Source organism: Abyssibacter sp. (assembly GCF_964229365.1).
In the GTDB taxonomy this organism is placed as follows: domain Bacteria; phylum Pseudomonadota; class Gammaproteobacteria; order Nevskiales; family OUC007; genus Abyssibacter.
This window is the reverse complement of sequence record NZ_CAXRDQ010000039.1, coordinates 87009-107061: the sequence shown is the minus strand read 5'-3', so window position 1 is coordinate 107061 and position 20053 is coordinate 87009. Positions and strand designations below refer to the sequence as shown.

The 20053-nt window shown below is 63.7% G+C and carries 15 protein-coding genes; 6 read left to right on the top strand and 9 right to left on the bottom strand.

The window, feature by feature from the left end:
- The first annotated feature begins 41 nt into the window (after positions 1-41).
- Positions 42-1043: a tetratricopeptide repeat protein gene (locus tag ACE1EY_RS06505; RefSeq protein WP_291514501.1), complete on the top strand. Its 1002-nt coding sequence runs from the start codon at positions 42-44 to the stop codon at positions 1041-1043.
- Positions 1040-2212: a L,D-transpeptidase family protein gene (locus ACE1EY_RS06500; protein ID WP_291514502.1), complete on the top strand. Its 1173-nt coding sequence runs from the start codon at positions 1040-1042 to the stop codon at positions 2210-2212. Before ACE1EY_RS06505 ends, ACE1EY_RS06500 begins: the two co-directional genes overlap by 4 nt.
- A gap of 21 nt (positions 2213-2233) precedes the next feature.
- On the opposite strand, the gene ACE1EY_RS06495 is transcribed toward ACE1EY_RS06500, so the two are convergent.
- From ACE1EY_RS06495 to ACE1EY_RS06485, 3 genes are read right to left on the bottom strand one after another with little or no spacing between them, the layout of a single operon-like run.
- The gene (locus ACE1EY_RS06495) at positions 2234-2728 is read right to left on the bottom strand and encodes a hypothetical protein (RefSeq protein ID WP_370299744.1); all 495 of its coding nucleotides are present in this window, start codon (positions 2726-2728) and stop codon (positions 2234-2236) included.
- A 9-nt stretch (positions 2729-2737) separates the two neighbouring features.
- Positions 2738-3385, bottom strand: coding sequence for a thiol:disulfide interchange protein DsbA/DsbL (locus tag ACE1EY_RS06490; RefSeq protein WP_291514504.1), 648 nt, complete (start codon positions 3383-3385; stop codon positions 2738-2740).
- A gap of 20 nt (positions 3386-3405) precedes the next feature.
- A complete protein-coding gene (locus ACE1EY_RS06485; RefSeq protein ID WP_291514505.1) occupies positions 3406-4041 on the bottom strand; it encodes a c-type cytochrome in 636 nt (211 codons plus the stop codon).
- 81 nt (positions 4042-4122) lie between these two features.
- Here ACE1EY_RS06485 and yihA point away from each other — a divergent pair, with 81 nt between their 5' ends.
- Complete coding sequence (gene yihA, locus ACE1EY_RS06480) at positions 4123-4743, top strand: ribosome biogenesis GTP-binding protein YihA/YsxC (RefSeq protein ID WP_370299743.1); 621 nt, start codon at positions 4123-4125, stop codon at positions 4741-4743.
- A 377-nt stretch (positions 4744-5120) separates the two neighbouring features.
- On the opposite strand, the gene polA is transcribed toward yihA, so the two are convergent.
- The 5 genes from polA to ACE1EY_RS06455 all read right to left on the bottom strand — a co-directional run bounded on the left by polA (position 5121) and on the right by ACE1EY_RS06455 (position 11376).
- On the bottom strand, positions 5121-7829 hold the full coding sequence (gene polA, locus ACE1EY_RS06475) for a DNA polymerase I (protein ID WP_370299742.1): 2709 nt from the start codon (positions 7827-7829) through the stop codon (positions 5121-5123).
- Positions 7826-9076, bottom strand: a complete 1251-nt coding sequence (gene lysA, locus ACE1EY_RS06470) for a diaminopimelate decarboxylase (protein WP_291514509.1) — start codon at positions 9074-9076, stop codon at positions 7826-7828. The genes polA and lysA overlap by 4 nt, the downstream gene beginning before the upstream one ends.
- A gap of 78 nt (positions 9077-9154) precedes the next feature.
- A complete protein-coding gene (locus ACE1EY_RS06465) occupies positions 9155-10048 on the bottom strand; it encodes a DUF1207 domain-containing protein (RefSeq protein WP_291514510.1) in 894 nt (297 codons plus the stop codon).
- Positions 10049-10124: 76 nt separating this feature from the next.
- Positions 10125-11159: a sodium:calcium antiporter gene (locus tag ACE1EY_RS06460; RefSeq protein ID WP_370299741.1), complete on the bottom strand. Its 1035-nt coding sequence runs from the start codon at positions 11157-11159 to the stop codon at positions 10125-10127.
- Positions 11160-11202: 43 nt separating this feature from the next.
- The gene (locus ACE1EY_RS06455; protein ID WP_291514512.1) at positions 11203-11376 is read right to left on the bottom strand and encodes a hypothetical protein; all 174 of its coding nucleotides are present in this window, start codon (positions 11374-11376) and stop codon (positions 11203-11205) included.
- Positions 11377-11437: 61 nt separating this feature from the next.
- On the opposite strand from ACE1EY_RS06455, the gene ACE1EY_RS06450 reads away from it, so the two are divergent.
- The 3 genes from ACE1EY_RS06450 (at position 11438) to ACE1EY_RS06440 (ending at position 18412) form a co-directional block, all read left to right on the top strand.
- Positions 11438-12130: an alpha/beta fold hydrolase gene (locus ACE1EY_RS06450; RefSeq protein WP_291514513.1), complete on the top strand. Its 693-nt coding sequence runs from the start codon at positions 11438-11440 to the stop codon at positions 12128-12130.
- A 117-nt stretch (positions 12131-12247) separates the two neighbouring features.
- Positions 12248-15229, top strand: coding sequence for a parallel beta-helix domain-containing protein (locus ACE1EY_RS06445; RefSeq protein ID WP_370299740.1), 2982 nt, complete (start codon positions 12248-12250; stop codon positions 15227-15229).
- A 216-nt stretch (positions 15230-15445) separates the two neighbouring features.
- Complete coding sequence (locus ACE1EY_RS06440; protein WP_370299739.1) at positions 15446-18412, top strand: parallel beta-helix domain-containing protein; 2967 nt, start codon at positions 15446-15448, stop codon at positions 18410-18412.
- 50 nt (positions 18413-18462) lie between these two features.
- Here the strand turns inward: ACE1EY_RS06440 and ACE1EY_RS06435 are convergent, their stop codons facing one another.
- Positions 18463-19893 carry a wax ester/triacylglycerol synthase family O-acyltransferase gene (locus ACE1EY_RS06435; RefSeq protein WP_373928058.1) on the bottom strand — a complete coding sequence of 477 codons (1431 nt, stop codon included), beginning with the start codon at positions 19891-19893 and terminating at the stop codon, positions 18463-18465.
- Positions 19894-20053: the final 160 nt, after the last annotated feature.

The following is a 20053-nucleotide window of genomic DNA, read 5'->3' as shown; positions in this document are numbered from 1 at the left end:
AACGCCCAGGGTTTTCGCCTTTCATTCTGAAGGTTTACGGGATGCTCCCTATTAATACTCGACACATCTTTGCCGGCGTGGCGCTTGCCGTCGGCGCGTGTTTCGCATTGCCGACCGCTGCGGCGGATCTGGCACAGGCGCGGCAGCTGATCAACGAGGGCCGCTTCGGACAGGCGCTGGCCCTGCTGGATTCGCATCTGAAGGCCAGCCCGCAGGATGCCGAAGCGCGTTTCACGCGCGGCCTGGTGCTGGTGCGGATGTCGCGCGCCGATGAGGCCATCCAGGTCTTCGCCGACCTGACGCGGGATTTCCCGCAGCTGCCCGAGCCTTACAACAACTTGGCCGTGCTGTATGCGCAGCGTGGCGACTACGAACGCGCCCGCGACGCGCTGGAAGCTGCCTTGTCCACCCATCCCAGCTATTCGACGGCGCACGAGAACCTCGGTGATGTCTACACCGCGCTGGCCACTGCGGCCTACAACCGCGCGCTGGTACTGGACAAGAGCAATGACTCGATCCGGGTGAAGCTCAATCTGCTGAACCAGATGGAGGGTGTGTCTCCCGAAACGGATACCGACGCCGTAGAAACAGCGGCTGCGCCGGCTGCAGAGCCTGCACCGGCGGTGGCGCCGACGCCGGTGACCACCCCGCGGCCGCAACCAACGCCGACACAAGCGGTGGTGGCAGAAGGCGAGATCTCCGACGGCGTGACGCGCACACTGTTCGGCTGGGCCAGCGCCTGGTCGAATCAGAACGTGGACGGCTATCTCGACGCCTACCATCCGGATTTCGATCCGGAAGACGGCAGCACCCGCGCGCAATGGGCGAGAATTCGACGTGCCCGCGTGAGCGCGCCAGACGCCATCAGCGTCCGCATCGTCGAACCCACCGTCGAGGTCAAGAACGAGCGTGAGGCGACCGCGACCTTTATCCAGGTCTACGAATCGGACAGCTACAGCGACCGGGTCCGCAAGCGTCTGGAGATGCGCCCGGTCGGTGGGGAATGGAAGGTCTACCGCGAGACGGTCGTCGCCGAGCTGTGAAGCGCCTACTCCTCGGTCTCTTTCTCATTGCGGGACCGGTCGGAGCCAACCCCGGCCTGTTGATGCCGGCGACTGCGCCAGAAGCGCATCTCCTGGTGGCGCTGGATCATCTCAACGCGGGGCGCGCGGACGCGGCCCTGGCCAACCTGAGCCTGCTGACGCGGCAGCAGCCTGATTTCCGCCTCGCGCAGTACCTCTACGCGAGCCTGCTGGATGCGCGCTCGGGGCGGCCAACTCAGGATCTGGGCACCGACACAGGCCAGATGATCGCCAGCCTCAGCAGCGAGGCGCAGCGGCGTTGGGCGCACCGCCTGGGTCGCGGCCTGAATGGTCTGATCCCGCAGTCGCTGCTGGCACTGCCACGCAAGTATCGCTACGCGGTCGTGGTCGATCTCGGGGCCTCACGCCTCTACGTGTTGGAAAACACCCCTGAAGGCCTGCGCCTGGTGCGTGACCATTATTCTTCCATTGGTCGTGCCGGCATCGGCAAGGAACTGGAGGGCGACGGTCGGACGCCGGTGGGCATCTACCACGTCACCGAATACCTGGACGGCGATGCGCTCCCCGATCTCTACGGGGCGGGCGCCTATCCGGTGAACTACCCAAACGCCTGGGATCGCCGTCTCGGCCGCACCGGCTACGGCATTTGGGTGCATGGTGTCCCTAGCGATACTTACAGCCGTGTGCCGCTGGCCAGCGAGGGCTGCGTCGCGCTGGCGAATCTCGATTTCGAAGGTCTCGCACCCTTCATCAAACCCGGCGAAACCCCCGTCATTCTGGTCGATTCGATTCAGTGGGTGCGCGAATCCGACTCCGATCTGCTCGCGGCGTCACTCCGTGGTCAGGTCATGGAATGGCGCCGTGATTGGGAGTCGCTGGACACCGACGCCTACCTGTCGCATTACGCTGAGGATTTCTCCGCGGATGGCATGACGCGGGCGGCCTTTGTCGAGCATAAGCGGCTGGTCAACAGCGCCCGGGCCTTCGTGCAGATCGAAATCGATGACCTGGAGCTGTATCGCTATCCGGGCGTGGAAGAGCTGCTATTTGTGGCCCGGTTCCGGCAGCAGTATGTCAGCGACGAGTTACTGCGCGAAGCCACCAAGTCCCAGTACTGGCGGCTGACGCCGGGTGGGCGCTGGGAGATTGTCGAGGAAGCGGCGGGCTGAGTCCGCTCCCGCGCATCCGGGCTAGTTGAGTACCCGGTAGCCGCGGCCACGCAGGCAGTTCTTCACCACCTGATCCTTTTCACGAGCGCCTTGCGCCGCGCCTTTCGCGCCGCCGACCACGGCTCCGGCGCCGCCGGTTCGTTTGGCGGTGTCGCTGTTCCCGAAAATGCTGCCGAGCAGGGCGCCGATGGCGGCACCGCCTAACGCACCGCCCGCCGCGCTGCTTCCCATATCGACCTGTTCGGCGTACTGCTCGCACTGGGCCAAATCCTGCGCATACTGGGCCTGGCTGACGCCTTGGGTGTCGACAATGGGGCCGCGGTTGGCGCAGCCAGACAGCCACGCCACACATGCCATGCTGAAAAAGACGATTCGCCGGGTGCGCATGAGCCAAGTCTCCTGAGTCGAGCGGGTACCGGTTTCGACCGGTTGCACCGGCCGACGTTCATATCCAGGCGGTGAACCGCCACGAAAAAGCCCGCACGCGGCGGGCTTTTCAGGCAAATCGTCCAGCACGTGGCTGGCTCAGTTGCGCTCTTTGACGATCAGAAAGTCGGTGACCTTCAGCATGTCTTCAAAGCCACCGGCGTAGCGGCCGCTGGTCGTGTATTGCCCGTTGATCACGAGCGCCGGCACGCCGGTGATGCCGAACTGGCGAACCAGCTTTTCCGCACGGCGCACTTTGTTCTCAACCGCAAAGCTGTTGAACGTGGCATCGAACTTCTCGCGATCCACACCCTGTTCCTCAAAGACCTCCGCAATCTGGTCCTTGGAGTAGAGGCTCTTGCCGTCCTTGTGGATAGCCTGGAACAGCGCGGGGTGCACCTTGTCCAGTACCCCGAGCGCCTCGGCAGTGTAGTAGGCGCGCGAGTGGTCCAGCGCCTGCTTGCGGCCTAGCGAGGTCGGAATCCGGATGAATTCCACGTCGGCCGGCAGATCCTGCTCCCACTTGTGAATGACGGGATCGAAGTGGTTGCAGTGGCTGCATCCATACCAGAACACCTCCGCAACCTGCACGGTGTCGGCGTCGCCAAGCGACTCCGGTTGCGGGACGGCCTTGTAGTGCTGGCCCTCGTGATAGCGCAGCGGACCATCCTGCGCGCTACACGCAAGCGGCAGGGTGGCGATCGACACAAGCGCGATAGCGCTCGCCAGTAAGCGTTGCTTCAGCATGGTCTTAAAACCCTTGGAACTTATTGGAGCCCGGCGACGTAGCCAGCGAGCGCTTCGATTTCGGCGTCCGTCAGTTCTTGCGCCACCTCGGTCATCATCTGACCGTTGGCTGAACTGTTGCGTTCCCCGGCGCGATAAGCCTTGAGCGCCGTGGCCAGATAAGCGGCGTGCTGACCGCCGATATGCGGCCAGCCCGCAGCGGCGTTGCCCTTGCCGGATGGCCCATGGCAGGCCAGGCAGGCGGGGATGTTGCGCTCGGCATCACCACCGCGATAAAGCGGCTCGGCCACTTCAATCGAGTCTTCCGATCCGGCGCCGGGCTTGTGGGTTTGTGCCGCGAAATGCGCAGCCAGATTCGTCATGTCCTGGTCCGACAGGTTCATCACCTGGCCGGCCATCAGGGCATTCTGGCGCTCGCCGGCCTTGTAGGCCTGCAGCGACGTTTCCAGATACTTCGCGGATTGGCCGGCGATCTTGGGCCATTCCGGATTCACGCTATTGCCATCGGGGCCGTGGCAGGCGGCGCAGGGCGCGGCCTTTTCGGCTCCGGCTTTTGCATCGCCTTTGGCAAGGCTATGGTGGTTCTCCGCAGCGAAGGCGGACCCGGCCAAGGCAAAGGCCAGGGCAGCGGCAGAAGTGCGCAACACGTCGATCATGGGTTCATGGGCTCCTGCAGGCGGCGAACTGAGCGCGCCGGAAAAGTCATATCATGGGAATCGTCCTATTGTAGCGTACCGATGATCGACGACAGAACCGAGAGTGCCAGCCGGCTGCTCGCCAGAGCCCAATTCGAGTGTTCCGCTGCGGCCCTGCGCCAGGCGCCGGAGCCTGATCGGCCGGAGATCGCCTTCGCCGGACGGTCCAATGCGGGCAAGTCCAGCGTGATCAACGCGGTCACACGGCAGAAGTCGCTGGCGCGCACGAGCAAGACGCCGGGGCGGACGCAGCTACTGAATTTCTTTCAGTTGGAAGACACGGCGCGGCTGGTCGACCTGCCAGGCTATGGTTTTGCCAAGGCACCGGAGTCGGTGCGACGTGAGTGGCACCGGATGATCGAGGCTTACCTGCAGTATCGCGACGCGCTTGTCGGTCTGGTGATCATCATGGATTCGCGACGCCCGCTGACCGAAACCGATGTGCAGATGCTGAACTGGTGCGCCGCCCGGCCGCTGCCGTGCATCATCCTGCTGAACAAGGCAGACAAACTGTCGAAGGGCGCCGCCGCATCAGCGCGCCAGGGCGTCATCCGCGCGATCGACGGCGCCGCGACCGTGCTCAGCGTGTCCGCACGCACCGGAACCGGCATCGACGCCGCCAAGCTGGCCGTGGTGGATTTGCTGTTGCCGCAGACTGTCTGATCAGTCCTTGGGCAGTACCGATTTATCCGCACCGCCAGGACGGAGCCGGTTCTCGCGCCTCGCCTGTTCTTAGGCAGCACCTGGTGCTGTGAATAGAGCAGAGTTTCCTGCGGGCAAAAAAAATCCCCGACGGGTCCGGGGACGACCGCGCCGGGGAAGCGGTTTCGGCTTGGGGGAGCCGATCGCTTGTTTCCGCCCAGGGAGTGGAGGCGGAGAGCGCCGGGGAAAGCGCTCACGGAATAAGACCCGCCCCCTGGCCCGAAGTTCATTCTGCTCGAAAAAAGTTTGAAATTATTTAAGTGATTGATTTGAAATAAAAAAATAGACTTTTGACAAGGCCGTTTATCGGTCTTAATTTGCCGTTCGTCGGCCTCGGTTCATCCGTGTGCTTCATCCCAGTTCGCGCCGATTCCAAATTCGGCGATCAGTGGGACAGACAACCCTTGGCCGACGGCCTCCATCCGCTCCGCCAGCGCCTTCGCCAGCGTCTGCGCCTGGGCATCGGGCACTTCGAAGACCAGTTCGTCATGCACCTGCATGATCATCTTCGCGGGCGCATCCTGACCCTGTAGCCAGCGGTCGATGTCGATCATGGCCTGTTTGATCAGGTCGGCTGCGGTGCCCTGCAGCGGGGCATTGATGGCGGTGCGCTCGGCGTATTGCCGCGCCTGCTGGTTACGCGCTCCGATGTCGGGCAGGTAGAGGCGGCGCCCCGCCAGGGTCTCCACATAGCCCTGTTCTTTCGCCCCGGCCTTGCAGCGCTCCATGTAGTCCTTCACGCCGGGGTAGCGGGTGAAGAACGCATTCATGTGCGACTGCGCCTCGTCGCGACCGATGTTCAGGTTGCGGGCAAGCCCGAAGGCCGAAATGCCGTAGATCAGACCGAAGTTGATGGCCTTGGCAGCGCGGCGTTGTTCGTCGGTGACGGCTTCCGGCTCCAGCCCCCAGACCTCTGCGGCGGTGTTGCGATGGATGTCCCGGCCATTCACGAAGGCGGCGATCATGGATTCGTCGCCCGAGAAATGGGCCATCAGCCGCAACTCGATCTGCGAATAGTCGATCGCGACCAGCCGGTGGCCGGGCGGGGCGACAAAGGCCTCGCGGATGCGGCGACCTTCCTTGGTGCGGATCGGTATGTTTTGCAGATTGGGTTCGGAGGAGGACAGGCGGCCCGTGGCGGCAACGGCCTGGTGGTACGAGGTGTGGACGCGACCGGTGATCGGGTTGATGCGTTCCGGCAGTTTTTCGGTGTAGGTCGAGCGCAGCTTGGCCAAGCCGCGCCAGTCCAGAATCATCTGCGGTAGCGGATGCTCCTGCGCCAACTCGGAGAGCACGTCCTCGGCGGTGGACGGCTGTCCCTTCGGCGTCTTGCGCTTGACCGGCAACCCCAGGCGGTCGAACAGGATGTCCTTGAGCTGGCCGGGCGAATTCAGATTGAACTCGCCACCGGCCGCGGCATAGGCGGATTCCTCCATCTCCCGCATCCGCCCGGCCATCTCGTGGGTGATGGTCCGCAGATGCCCGGCATCGATCAGCACGCCGTGGCGTTCCACCCGCGCGAGTACCTGCACGAGCGGGATCTCCAGCGATTCGAATACGGAGCGCTGACCAGGTTCGTTCGACAGTCGCTTCCACAGTTGCTGGTGGAGGCGCAGCGTGATGTCCGCGTCCTCCGCGGCGTAGGGCGTGGCCTGCTCCAGGTCGATCTGGTTGAAGCTGAGTTGTTTTTTTCCCTTCCCCGCAATGTCGGTGAAGCTGGTGGTCTTGACGTTCAGGACCCGCTCGGCCAGCGAGTCCATGTCGTGACGACCCGCGGTGGGGTCCAGCAGGTAGGACTCCAGCATCGTGTCGTAGTCCACGCCGCGCACGGTCACGCCGTGATGGGCGAGCACGTTGATGTCGTATTTCAGGTGCTGACCGACCTTGGATGGCGACTCGCCCTCCAGCACCGGACGCAGCGCGTTGAGCACATGCTGGCGATCAAGCTGATCTGGCGCGCCCATGTAGTCGTGCGCCACAGGCACGTACCAGGCCTCGCCGGGCTCCACGGCGAAGGACAGGCCGACCAGGCCGCCAGTGATGGCGTCCAGCGCATCGGTTTCCGTATCCAGGCAGATCAGTTCGGCGGTTTCCAGGCGCTGGACGAGCGCGTCCAGGGCGTCCTGGCTCAGCACCGTGTGGTATTGAACCTGCGCGGGTGCATCCGGTGCGTCGGCTGCGGGCGGCGGCGCCTGGTCGTCAAGATCGGTCAGCCAGCGGTGAAAGTCCATGCGCTGGTAGAGCTCGCGCAGCACGTCGGTTTTCTGTTCGCCTCGCGTCAGCGCGTCAAAGGTCAGCGGCAGCTCCACATCGCAACGTATGGTCGCGAGTTCTCGCGATTTCGGCAGTTGGTCGAGGTGTTCGCGCAGCGATTCGCCGACCTTGCCGCCGATGGCGTCAGCATTGGCGATGATGCTGTCCAGATCACCGTGGGCGTTGAGCCATTTGGCGGCGGTCTTCGGGCCAACCTTGGGCACGCCGGGGATGTTGTCGGAGGTATCGCCCATCAGCGCCAGCAGATCGATGATGCGTTCGGGGCCGACGCCGAATTTTTCTACCACCCCGACGGGGTCCATGCGCTTGTCTTTCATGGTGTCGTAGAGCAAGACCTGGTCGCTGACGATCTGCGCCATGTCCTTGTCACCGGTCACGATGACCGTCTTCCAGCCGGCGGCCTCGGCCTGTTTCGCCAGCGTGCCGATCACGTCGTCGGCTTCCACGCCGTCGATTTGCAGCATTGGCAGGCCCAGGCCATCGACCAGTGTGCGGATCGGCTCGAACTGGTCGGCGAGCTCCGGAGGTACGGGCGGGCGGTTGGCCTTGTAGTTGGCATCCAGCGCATGGCGGAAGGTCTTGCCCCGCGGGTCGAAGATCACCGCGATGTGGTCGCCTGTTTCGGCGGCCAGCAACTTGCGCAGCATGTTGCCCATGCCGAACACGGCGCCGGTGGGCTCGCCGCTGGAATTGGTCAGCGGCGGCAGGGCGTGAAACGCCCGGTAAAGCCAGCTGGAGCCGTCGAGCAGGTAAAGCGTGTTGTCGGCGCTCATGCCGGTAGCACCTGTTCACCGCGCCAGAGGTCAGTCAGTGTCTCGCGGGCTCGGACCAGATGCGTGGTGTCGCCATCGACCATGATTTCCGCGACGCGTGGCCTGGAGTTGTAGTTGCTGCTCATGGTGAATCCGTAGGCGCCGGCCGATCGTACGGCGAGCAGATCGCCCGGCAGGATTGCGAGATCGCGATCGCGGCCCAGCCAGTCGCCGGATTCGCAAACCGGGCCGACCACGTCGTAGCGGTGCATGTCGGCATCATCACGTGGCTGCACTGGCACGATGTTCTGCCAGGCGTTGTAGAGGGTCGGGCGTAGCAGATCGTTCATAGCCGCATCGACGACCGCGAAGCGCTTTTCCGGCTGCTGCTTCAGGTATTCCACGCGGGTCACGAGAATGCCCGCGTTGCCGGCGATGGCGCGGCCCGGTTCGATCAGAATCTCGAGGCCTCGGTCCGCCAGTTTGTCGCGGATCGCCGTGGCGTAGTCGTGCGGAAGCGGGGGCTCCTCGGCCTGGTAGCGAATACCCAGCCCGCCACCCAGATCAAGATGGCGAATGGTGATGCCGCGGTCGGCCAGGTGATCTATCAGGATGAGCAGCCGGTCCAGCGCGTCGATGAAGGGCGGCAGCGTCGTCAGCTGTGAACCGATGTGGCAGTCCAGCCCGAAGATGTCCAGCGCGGGCAGGTCACGGGCGCGGTCAAAGGCTCGGTCCGCATCGTTGATGTCGATGCCGAACTTGTTGTCCTTGAGCCCGGTGGCAATGTAGGGATGGGTGCCGGCGTCCACATCCGGATTGATGCGCAGGGAGACCGGGGCTCGCGTGCCGTTTGCGGCGGCCACAGTGTTGAGCCGTTCGAGTTCGGACAGCGATTCGACGTTGAAGCACTTGATACCGACTTCCAGCGCTCGTTCCATCTCCGCGGCGGTTTTGCCCACGCCGGAAAACACCGTCTTCGCCGCGTCGCCGCCGGCTGCCAGCACGCGCTCAAGTTCGCCCATCGAGACGATGTCGAAACCGGAGCCGAGCCGGGCCAGTACATTGAGCACGCCCAGGTTGCTGTTCGCCTTCACCGCGTAGCACACCAGATGCTCCAGGCCCGCCAACGCATCGTCGAACACCTGGAAATGCCGGGTCAGTGTTGCTCGCGAATAGATGTAGCAGGGCGTCCCGTGCGCCGCGACAATGGCGGGGACAGGTACGGATTCGGCGTGCAGCACGCCATCGTTGAGGTTGAAATGGTCCACGTCGGGGTATCCGGATTGAGGGCGGGACGAGCGCGGCGCTGCCGGCAGGCGGTCGTCTAGTCTAAAGAAATCCTGGCTTCAGAACCGCTCGAAAAACAGCGCGAATCCGTAGTACGTGGCGCTATCACTGAAGAACTGGCCAAACGGGATCGGGCCGGTGAAGCCCTGCGCGGCAATGGTCAATGCATTGCCGGCCACCGTGTCCGACGCGATGCGCAGACCGCTGATCAACCGCACCTGCATGTCGGACTCGAAGGCCTCGGTCGCGTTGGTGTTAAAAGCCGTGACCCAGTGCGCCCTGCCCCAGACGGGGTTGGGGCTGAGGTACTCCACGCCGCCGCCACCGCCGACGTTACCGATCTCGTCGAGGTCTGAGGCGATGATGTAGCCGCCGGTCACATAGAGGCGCCAGCCCGGCGCCGGGTGGTAGGCGGCGAGCAGGTCCAGCGCCTCGTAGGACAGGTTCTTGCGCTCCGGCGCGTTGCCGCTCAGCAGAAACTCATCGCCCAGATGTGAGCTCTGATGCAGCAGCCGCATGCGGATCTCCCACGGCCCGCCCCGCCAGAGCAGGGGGATTGCGAGAAAGTAGTCCGTGTTCACCAGCACGTCCGACGACGTGCTCATGTTGAACTGCGATTGCGTGGACGCCATGAGCCCGATCTGGGTGATCGATTGTTCGTGCTGCCAACCGTAGAAGCCGAACTCCAGCCCGAGCTTGCCGTTGCCCAGGGTCACCTCGGTTCCGTCGCGTCGAAAACGGGAGAATGACAGCTCGTTCACCGCCTCGCTGGTCGCCGCCATCAAGGGCTTGACCACCGGTTCTGCCGGCAACCACCCGGTGCGTGCGTCGTGCTCGGCGGCGTGTGCGGAGCCGCTCAAGGCGATCCACAACAAGGCTGCGGGCCAGCCACGCAGGGGGTGTATCAGCCGGTCCAATGACGGGGCGTTGGAGGCAGCGACGACCGAGTCCATGGGCGCGCAAGGTTTTGGGTGAAGCGCGGAGTATAGCGACGCGACGGCCCGCTCTCGCTGATCCGGAGCCAGCTGTTCAGCCCAGCACGATCAAGACGATGCCGGTGGCGTATAGGCCCAGTACCAGCACGCCCTCGAAGCCGACGTTGCCAAGGCCGTGACGTTGTCGGCGCAGCAGGCCCAGCAGGGTGACGCCCACCATCAGCACGCTTAGTGACAGCCACAAGGCCTGTTTATCCGACACGGCCACATGGATCGAGCCGGCGCGATAGGCGATATCGGACAGCACCAGAAACAGCACATCAAAACCATTGCCGCCGAGGATGTCGCCGACCGCAAGCGTCAGTGCCCCGCGGCGGACCGCGGCAATCGCGACCACCAGTTCGGGCATGGAGGTGACCACGGAGGTCATCACGTTGCCGACCAGCGTCTTGCTAATGCCGGTGCGCTCGGCCAGCGCCACGCCGGTCTCGGCGATGGCCCAGCCTGCAATCGAGACGATGAGCGCGAGCACGCCGAAACTCAGCCAGAGGCGCGTCAGTTCGCCGGACTCCGGTTTGGCGGGCGCGTCGCTGTCTTCGGCAGCCGTGTGCTGAGTCTGTTTCGGGCGCCACATCGGTTGCTGGTGGGCGCGGGCAATCAGGCGCACCCCGAAGATGTACATGGCCACGAGCGCGAACGAGGCCATATCCACCCCCCACAGGGTCCAGCCCGGGCCGAACATCGCCACCTGCGCCAGGCCGAGCAGCACCACCAGCAACACGCCCTGCAGCAGGTTGGCCTCTGAGGCCGCCGCGTGTTCCAGGTTGACCTCCCGATAGACGAAATCGGCGATCACCAGGAACGTCGTCTGTGCCGCGATGCCGCCAATGGCATTGCCATAGGCAATCTCGGCCTCGCCGGCCCAGGCGGCCGAGACTGAGGTCACCGTGCCCGACAACGATGTCGCGGCACCGAGAAATACCGCACCGAGCACCGCTTGCCCGAGTCCGGTGACTGCGGCCAGCCGCTCGGCGCGTGCGGTCAGGGCGAGGCCGGCGAACAGCACCGCGATCGCCGCCGCGACAAAGACGGCCAGGGTCAGCGGCAGGCCGAGCTGCGCCACGTTCATTGTCCGGGGCGTTGCGACCGGCCGTTATCAGGGTGAGCCGTGATCAAGGCGACGGACCGGTCTCGGCCTCGGTTGCATCGACGGCGGCAGGCTCGCTGGCGTCGACCGGGTTTTCGTGCGACACCCGGTTTGGGTCTTCGCCCGGGCGCACGAGTGGCCCCATCTGGCCACAGGCGCTCATCAGGGCAGCGCCCAACAGCAGGGTGAACAGACGCATGTGCTTGTCGGCCTCCGATGGCCGGTCAACAATGAGCGGCCAGTCTAACGAACCTTGATCAATGCCAAAGACCATGGACGACGCCGTTGTACTCGAACCGGATTCAAAGGCTGATGCCTGCGTGATCTGGATGCATGGTCTCGGCGCCGACGGGAATGATTTTGTGCCCATCATCCCGATGCTCGGGCTACCGGTCGGGCATTCGGTGCGTTTCATCTTCCCGCATGCGCCGGTCAGACCGGTGACGCTTAATATGGGGATGGCGATGCGGGCTTGGTATGACATCAAGTCGCTCACCGCCGAAGGCCGGGAAGACGCAGACGGTATCGCCGCATCGGCGCGCCGGATCGAGGGGTTGATCGCCGAACTCCGTGACGAAGGCATCGCGCCCGATCGGGTGGTCGTGGCGGGGTTCTCGCAAGGCGGCGCGGTGGCTTTGCACACGGCCCTGGGATACCCCGTGCGGCTGGCCGGATTGCTGGCCCTGTCGACCTACCTGCCATTGCGGGACCGGTTGGCGGACCACGCCCACGCCGCGAACCGCGATCTGCCGATTCTGATGATGCATGGCAGCTTCGATGGCGTGGTGTCGCCGGAGTTTGGCTCCGCGTCGAAGGACCGGCTGCTAGAGGCGGGCTATCGCGTGGATTGGCGGACTTACCCCATGGAGCATCAGGTAAGCCCGGAACAGATTGCCGATATCGGACGTTGGCTGAACGAGCGGTTGCCCGCCATGGAGGCCGGCACACCGTAGGCAAGGGTGGCCTGCGCGGGCAGGGACGGCGGGCATCAGGCATCCTATTCGAAACGAGGCGGCGGGCGCAGACCAGCCGACACTCAATATCTTGGTGCGAGACTGGAGGACAAGCTGATGAGACAGCGCATACACGCTGCGGTGGGGTTGCTATTGGCCGGCGTTTTGGTCGGCTGCGGTACGAGCGAACAGCCGCTTGGCGGCGGCGGTGGGGAGGATGTCTCCGACACCGTGGGCCGGACATTCATCATCTCCCCCGGGCCGGAGGCGACCAGCGACATGGTTGCGGCCATGGTCCAGGCGCGTCCGAAGGACGTCATCGAGTTCGATTGCGGATACTTCGAACTGGACACGGGCTTTCAGCTCACCAACACCGAAGACGTGCTCGTGAAAGGCTGCGGGCGTGATGAGACGGTGCTGTCCTTCAAGAACAGCCAGGCGCAGGAAGGTTTTCTCGCGATCAATGTGCGCGGGTTGACGGTCGAGGATCTCACCGTACTCGACCCGCCAGGCGACGCATTCAAGCTCAAAGGCGTGAATCACGGCACGCTGACCCGCGTGCGGGCCATGTGGTCCAGCGGCCGGCTGTCCGAAGACGAGGACACCATCACGGCAGACAACTATGCGGATAAGCTCAACGTCGCCTGTGTGAATCCGCAGCGGTCGGCCGACGGCAGCCAGGACATCGGCGCGGGCGAACCCGGTTACCGGGTATCCGTGGCCTCGGGCCGCTACGGCATCTACCCGGTGGAATCCGAGAACATTCTGGTCGAATTCACGGAATCGATTGGCGCCTCGGACGCCGGCATTTATGTCGGCCAAACCGACAACACGATCATTCGCAACTCGCGTGCGGCCTATAACGTTTTCGGTTTCGAAATCGAGAACGTGCGAGGCGGCGAGTACGTCGACAACCTGTCGGAGTGCAACACCGGTGGCTTCCTGGTCTACGATCTCGACGGCCTGACCCGCTACGGCAAGGCCACGCGGATGTATCGCAATACGGCGATCAACAACAACACCTACAACTTCGCGGAGCCGGGCACGCTGGTCTCCAATGTGCCGCGTGGTGTTGGCATGATCACGCTGGCCTACGACAAGCTCGAAATCTTCGACAACCTGTTCCAGAACAACGATACCGCCGGCATCGTGCACACCAGCTACGAGTTGATGGGGGTGCCTGGCGACCGGCGGCTCGACATGTATACCGAGGGCATGCATGTCTACAACAACAGCTTCGTCAACAACGGCAACAACCTGCCGCCGGCGGATGTCGCAACCATCGCGGCGACCGGTGGGGACCAGATCACCTCGGCCTTCCCCACGCTGGTGGGGCTCAAGAACGCGGCCGGCGGTGAAAGCTACCGGGGCGCGCATATCGTCTGGGATGGCTACATGGACGAGCTGGACGCCGATTGTCCCTACCCGACGGACGGCGCTGGCCAGCCTATTCCGCAAGATGCCGAAGGTCGGCCGATTCAGGGCAACCAGTATCCCAACCCGGACTGCCGGTACAACGCCTACAAGTTTGATGGTGATGGCAACCGCATCACGCCAAGCTGGTGGTTCTCCTGCATTGACAGCAATAACAATTTTGCCGACGACAGCCTGACCTTCGCGAACTTCCACGGCACCGAAGGGCTGGAAGCCGCGTTCATCGTGGCCGGTGGCGACCCCGCGGCGCTGCTGGACCCCGCGACGCTGCAGGAAGTCGCTGCCAGCGCGCAGGACTTTCCCTCGACCTTCGACATGGCGCCGCACGATGGCCCGACCAGCTACGGCAGCAACCTGGCGCCATTGCCGCCGGTGGTCATCCCACCGTTCGTGCCATCCGGCGTGATCGACCCGGCGCCCACCGCGGAAGAGGTCGCGCGCCTTTGCGGCGCGGAAGTCGCCGTCGGTCAGATCAACGCTGCGGCCTTCAAAGTGAACTGCCCGACGCTGGACCAGTACCACCTGTTCAGCGATGCGGATGATCCGATGAGCCTGCCGAACGGGCGGGGCCTGCCGTTCACGCTGAACAGCAAGTTGTTCACGGATTACTCCACCAAGTACCGCGTCGCCTATATCCCGGATGGCATGGCCGCGCAGTACCGCGACACCGACGATGGCGTCAATGCGACGATCCGGTTCCCTGTGGGCACCATCATCGCGAAGACGTTTGCATTCGCCGATGAAACGGCCGGTACCGAAACCGCGGCCGAAACACGGCTGATCATTAAGCGGCAGCGCAGTGATGGTCAGGTCTACTGGGATGGTCTGGAGTACATCTGGACCGAGGTCGACGGCCAGCGCGTCGCCGAGCTGAAGCTGGGTGGCGGATCGGCGTCGGTGAGCTGGGACTACACCGACGTGGACAGCGGCGTGCGCCATACCGGGTCGACCGACAACTACCTGTTCCCGAACGCCAACCAATGCATCACCTGCCACGGGAACAATGATGTCGAGACCGGCGCCGCGCCGATTGGGCCGAAGCCGCGCAATCTCAACCGGGCCTACCGGACCGACTCGCTAATGCCCTCCGGTCAGCAGCAACATCCGGTGCATGGCGTCAATCAGCTGGCCTACTGGTGCGACAACGGGTTTATGACGAACTGTCCGGAGCCTTTGGCGGTCGATTCATCTACCCAGGTCGCCGGCGGCGTGGAGCATCTGCCGATTTACAACGTGCCCGGCGACGCCGGCTTCGCCGCAGGGTCCAACGAAGATATCGAGGCGCGTGCACGTGCCTATATCGAGGTGAACTGCGCTCATTGCCACAACGCACAGGGGCAGGCGTCGAATACCGGCTTTTATGTGGACTGGGCGCGTCCGGTCGATGGTGTGTACGGCATCTGCAAAGGACCGACGGCCACCGGGACGGAAGGCCGGGGTGGCCGGTCGGTCGACATCCATCCGGGTGATGCATCGGACTCCATCGTGCCCTATCGCATTGGTCCAGAGGCGGACACCATCGCCGCGCGGATGCCGCCGATCGCGCGCAGCGTGGTGCATATCGAGGCCCACGCCCTGCTGACCCAGTGGATCGATACCGTAGTGGACGACAGCTACGCCAATGCTGATGCTTGCGATAGTGGTGGTGCTTTCGCCCTGAACTAGGCGGAGGACCACAGAAACCAGAAGGGGCGCATTCAAGCGCCCCTTTTTTATGGGCGGCGGCGGCCGACCGAGCGTCGCCGCATACAGGTCCCATATGGACTTGAGCCAAATTTACTAGCCGGAAGGCCCGGTGGCGGGTGTAACGTTAAGTCCGTGTTAAATCGATTGGATCGCGCCTGCGCGTCGTCCACCGCCTGCCTCCAAATGGAAAGAAGCATGACCAATCCGTTCCGGCCAATCACGGTGTTATTCGCAGTGGTTATCAGCCTGACCGCCTGCGGCACCAGCAACCCACCATCCGACGGAGCGGGCGATGCCGACGGCCGCGTGTTCTTCATCGAGCTCGGGCCGGACGCCACAGGACAGATGGCCAGCGCGATGGTGCAGGCACGCCCGAAGGACACGATCCAGTTCGATTGCGGCTACTACGAGCTCGAAACCGGCCTGTCGCTGGCCAACACCGAGAACGTGCTGGTCAAGGGCTGCGGCATGGATGAGACCATCCTCTCGTTCAAGAACAGCACATCGCAGGAAGGGATTCTCGCGAGCAATGTGCGTGGCATTACGGTCAAGGACCTGACCGTGCTGGATACGCCCGGCGATGGCATCAAGCTCAAGGGCGTGAACCACGGCACGCTAAGCCATGTGCGTACGATGTGGTCCAGCGGTTTCCATACCGACGACGAGGATCTGATCACCGCAGACAATTACGCCGACAAGATTCATATCGCGTGCACCGAGCCACCACGTAACGAGTTCGCGGCGTCACCGGATTACCAGGTCAGCGTCGCGGCCGGCCGCTACGGCGTATATCCGGTCGAATCCGAGAACATCCTCGTAGACCACGCCGAGTCGATCGGCGCCTCGGATGCCGGCATTTATGTCGGCCAGACCGACAACGCGATCATCCAGAACTCGCGCGCCGCCTATAACGTGTTCGCGTTCGAGATCGAGAACGTGCGCAGCGGCGAGTTCATCGACAACCTTGCCGAGTGCAACACCGCCGGCTTCCTGGTCTACGACCTGGACGGCATCACCCGCTACGGCAAGGCCACACGCGTGCACGGCAACGTGGCGCGGAACAACAACGTCTACAACTTCGCTGAACCCGGAACACTGGTATCGGATGTTCCGCAGGGCATCGGTTTGATGACCCTGGGCTACGACAAGATCGAAATCTTCAACAACACGATCACCGATCACGATACCGCCGGCATCGTCCACACCAGCTACGAAGTGCTGGGCGAGCCCGGTGACCGCCGTCTGGACATGTATAGCGAGACGGTCAACATCTACGGCAATACCTTCGAGAACAACGGCAACAGCCTGCCGCTGCCCGATCTGCAGGCGATCATTTCCAGCGGAGGGGACCAGATCACATCGGTGTTCCCGATGTTGATCGGCCTGAAGAATCTGGCCGGTGGTGGTCGCTATGCCGGTGCCCACATCGTCTGGGACGGCTATCTGGATGACTACGATCCGGAATGCCCGTATCCGGTGGACGCCAATGGCGATCCCATCCCGCAAGACGAGCAGGGCAAGCCGATTTCCGGCAACCAGTACCCGAATCCGGCGTGTCGCTACAACGCCTACAAGTTCGATGACCAAGGCGAGCGCATCCTGCCGGATTGGTGGTCGTCCTGCATCGCGGCGGACAACAGTTTTTCCGACGACAGCCTGACCTACGCCAACTTCCATGGCCTCGACGGACTCGAAGCCGTGTTCCTGCTGCTCGGTGGTGATATCGGCAATCTGCTGAGTGTCGCCGGCATTCAGGAGATTCTCGGGGGCGTGGCCAACTTCCCGTCGGATTTCGACATGACCCCGCACGATTGCCCGACCCAATACGGCAAGGCCATGGAGCATCTCGACGCCGTGGTGATTCCGCCGTTCGAGCCATCCGGCTCGGTGGACCCGGCGCCGACCGCGGAAGAGATCGCCCGCCTCTGCGGCGCATCCGTCGGCAGCGGCCAGATCAATGCCGCTGCCTATGCGGTGAACTGCCCGTCGCTGGATCAGTATCACCTGTTTGCTGACCCCGAGGATCCTCGCAGTGCGCCGAACGGCCGCGGGATTCCATATGTGCTGAACAGCAAGCTGTTCACCGACTATTCGACCAAGCACCGGGTGCTGTTCCTGCCGGATGGCCAGAAAGCGCGTTACCGGGATACCGCCGATGGCGTGAACACAGCGATCATGTTCCCGGTCGGGACGATTATCGCCAAAACCTTCGCCTTCGTGGATGAAACCGCGGGAACCGAAACGCCCGCCGAGACTCGGCTGTTGATCAAGCGAGTCCGCAACGACGGTCACGCCTACTGGGATGGGCTGGAGTACATCTGGACGCAGCAGGATGGTCACTGGTCGGCGCATCTCGCGCTGGAAGGTGGCAGCACGGCGGCCTCCTGGGATTACACCGACGTCGACAGCGGCGTGCGGCACACGGGTTCCACGCAGGAGTACCTGTTCCCGAACGGCAGCCAGTGCATTACCTGTCACAGCAACAATGATGTGGAAACCGGCACGGCGCCCATCGGGCCGAAGCCACGGAACCTGAACCGGGTGTACGAGAGCGAATCGCCGATCGATTCGGGGCAGGCGCATCATGCCGTTGCCGGCTTCAACCAGGTCGCCTACTGGTGCCAGAACGGCTACATGGACAACTGTCCGGAGGATCTGACCGTGGATGCCGAAACCCATGTCGCCACCGCGGTCGAGCATTTACCGATCTTCAACGTGCCGGGGGATTCAGGCTATGCCGCCGGCTCGCCGGAGGATGTTGAGGCGCGTGCCCGCGCCTACCTGGAGGTCAATTGCGCGCACTGCCATAACCCTCAGGGACAGGCCTCGAACACCGGCATGTACCTCGATTGGCACCGGGAGGTGAATGGCGTGTACGGCATCTGCAAGGGGCCGACGGCCACCGGGACCGAAGGCCGTGGTGGCCGCGCCTACGACATCCATCCTGGCGATGCCTCCGATTCGATCGTCCCGTATCGCGTCGGTCCCGATGCGACCACCATCGCGGCCCGCATGCCGCCGCTGGCCCGGAGTGTCGTGCACACCGAAGGCTACGACTTGCTGGTCGACTGGATCGACAACGTGGTGGATGACAGCTACGAAGACGCGGATGCCTGTTCCGGCGGCGGCTTCTTTGCCTACCGGGCAGCCTACGGAAAATAGGCCAACGCACCGGTTGGATATGAAGAGGGCGCCAATGGCGCCCTCTTTGTTTATCCGGCTTTCTGCCTGCGCGAGGTCCCCGTTTTTGTGGGCGCCTTGGCGAGTAACAGGGTTTCCAGCTCATCCAGTGCCTCGCCGGTGTACACCGACAGGCGCTGCATATGGGGCAACGTGTCGCGCGCCGCGGTGAACCCGAAGTTGAGCTTGCCGGCATAGGACAGGCAGGTGATGTTCAGCGCCTGACCATGCGTGACCAGTGACACCGGGTACACCCCGTCCACCCGAGCACCATTGAAGAAAAGCGGTTTCTGCGGGCCGGGCACGTTGGAAATCGTGATGTTGAACACCGGCCGGGTGCGACCGCCGAGGCCGGTGACCAGCGAGCCGATGAACGGCCCCATGAGCATCAGCGTGTAGCCGTCGATCTGCTTGCGGGTCAGGGCCTGCAGTTCGTTCTTGGCCTTGCTGGTGGAAGCGTGGATAGCCTGAAGCCGGAGCAACGGGTCGGCGATATCCGTGCCCAGCGTGGACAGGATGAAGCTGATCGCGGTGCCGACCTGCATGTCGCCCGCCGGCCGCACCGACACCGGTATGCCGGCCGTCAGTGGCTTGTCGGGCAGGGCGTTCGATTCCAGCAGGAAGCGACGCAGCGCAGCGCCGCAGATGCACAGCACCACGTCGTTGAGCGTGACATTGGCCGCCTGACAGATCTTCTTCAGGCGTTCGAGTTCATATTGTTGGGTGCCAAAACGTCGCGGGGGCGAAATGCGCTTGTTCAGCACCGACTTCGGCGAATCGTAGGGTGAGGTCAGCGCGTTTTCGCGGTTGCCGGCGGCGCTGATCATGTGGGCCACGGTCTTGCCGAGCCCCGCGGCGCTGCGTGCCTTGGAGCGTGTGCTGGTCAGGGCCGCCGATGCCCAGCCGGTCGGGCTTAGCGCGGCATCGGCCTGGTGTTCACGCTTGGGTTCGGTGGCGGCGCGGCGCGTCCACGGCGGGCCCATGTTGCGCTCGCGCGAGCTCTCCGAAAACGACCGCTGCATGATGCGTACCCCGGCGACGCCATCGACCAGGGCATGGTGCATCTTGATGTAGATCGCGAATCGGTCGTTCTCCAGGCCTTCGATGATGTGGCACTCCCACAGCGGGCGTGACAGATCGAGCTGATGCGCATGCAGCCGCGAGACCAGCACCCCGAGCTCGCGTTCGCCCCCGGGTTTGGGCAGCGCGGAGTGACGAACGTGATACTCCATGTCGATGTCGTGAATTTCCTCAACGACCGGAAGCACGTTTTTCAGCGCGGACTGGCGGATGCGTAGGTTCCACGGGGGCACAAAGCTGCGTGCGCCCTGAAATTCGTCGACCAGATCCTGTAGATAGCTGGGTGCCGCATTCTTGGGTTTCGACAGGATCGCCAGCGTGGCGACGTGCATCGGTGTGTCGCGTGAATCCACGGTGAGCCAAGCAGCGTCTAGCGGCGTCATGCGGCGCATGTTTCTCCTCCCGGATGGCCGTTCTTGTTGATTTATGAGCAGCTCGTCGCCGATCCGGGCGGATCGTGATGCTTGCCAGGCAAGACCGGTGCGCGAGCTGCGATTGTTGGGAAATCCTGCGCCTTGGGCCGCGGCGGCGCAAGCAGGACGC

Coding starts and splice junctions, on each gene's coding strand:
- ACE1EY_RS06440 (WP_370299739.1), top strand. CDS start 15,446: ATGACCAATCCGTTCCGGCCAATCACGGTGTTATTCGCAGTGGTTATC.
- ACE1EY_RS06505 (WP_291514501.1), top strand. CDS start 42: ATGCTCCCTATTAATACTCGACACATCTTTGCCGGCGTGGCGCTTGCC.
- ACE1EY_RS06445 (WP_370299740.1), top strand. CDS start 12,248: ATGAGACAGCGCATACACGCTGCGGTGGGGTTGCTATTGGCCGGCGTT.
- ACE1EY_RS06485 (WP_291514505.1), bottom strand. CDS start 4,041: ATGATCGACGTGTTGCGCACTTCTGCCGCTGCCCTGGCCTTTGCCTTG.
- ACE1EY_RS06435 (WP_373928058.1), bottom strand. CDS start 19,893: ATGACGCCGCTAGACGCTGCTTGGCTCACCGTGGATTCACGCGACACA.
- ACE1EY_RS06460 (WP_370299741.1), bottom strand. CDS start 11,159: ATGAACGTGGCGCAGCTCGGCCTGCCGCTGACCCTGGCCGTCTTTGTC.
- yihA (WP_370299743.1), top strand. CDS start 4,123: ATGATCGACGACAGAACCGAGAGTGCCAGCCGGCTGCTCGCCAGAGCC.
- ACE1EY_RS06450 (WP_291514513.1), top strand. CDS start 11,438: ATGCCAAAGACCATGGACGACGCCGTTGTACTCGAACCGGATTCAAAG.
- polA (WP_370299742.1), bottom strand. CDS start 7,829: ATGAGCGCCGACAACACGCTTTACCTGCTCGACGGCTCCAGCTGGCTT.
- ACE1EY_RS06455 (WP_291514512.1), bottom strand. CDS start 11,376: ATGCGTCTGTTCACCCTGCTGTTGGGCGCTGCCCTGATGAGCGCCTGT.
- ACE1EY_RS06465 (WP_291514510.1), bottom strand. CDS start 10,048: ATGGACTCGGTCGTCGCTGCCTCCAACGCCCCGTCATTGGACCGGCTG.
- ACE1EY_RS06490 (WP_291514504.1), bottom strand. CDS start 3,385: ATGCTGAAGCAACGCTTACTGGCGAGCGCTATCGCGCTTGTGTCGATC.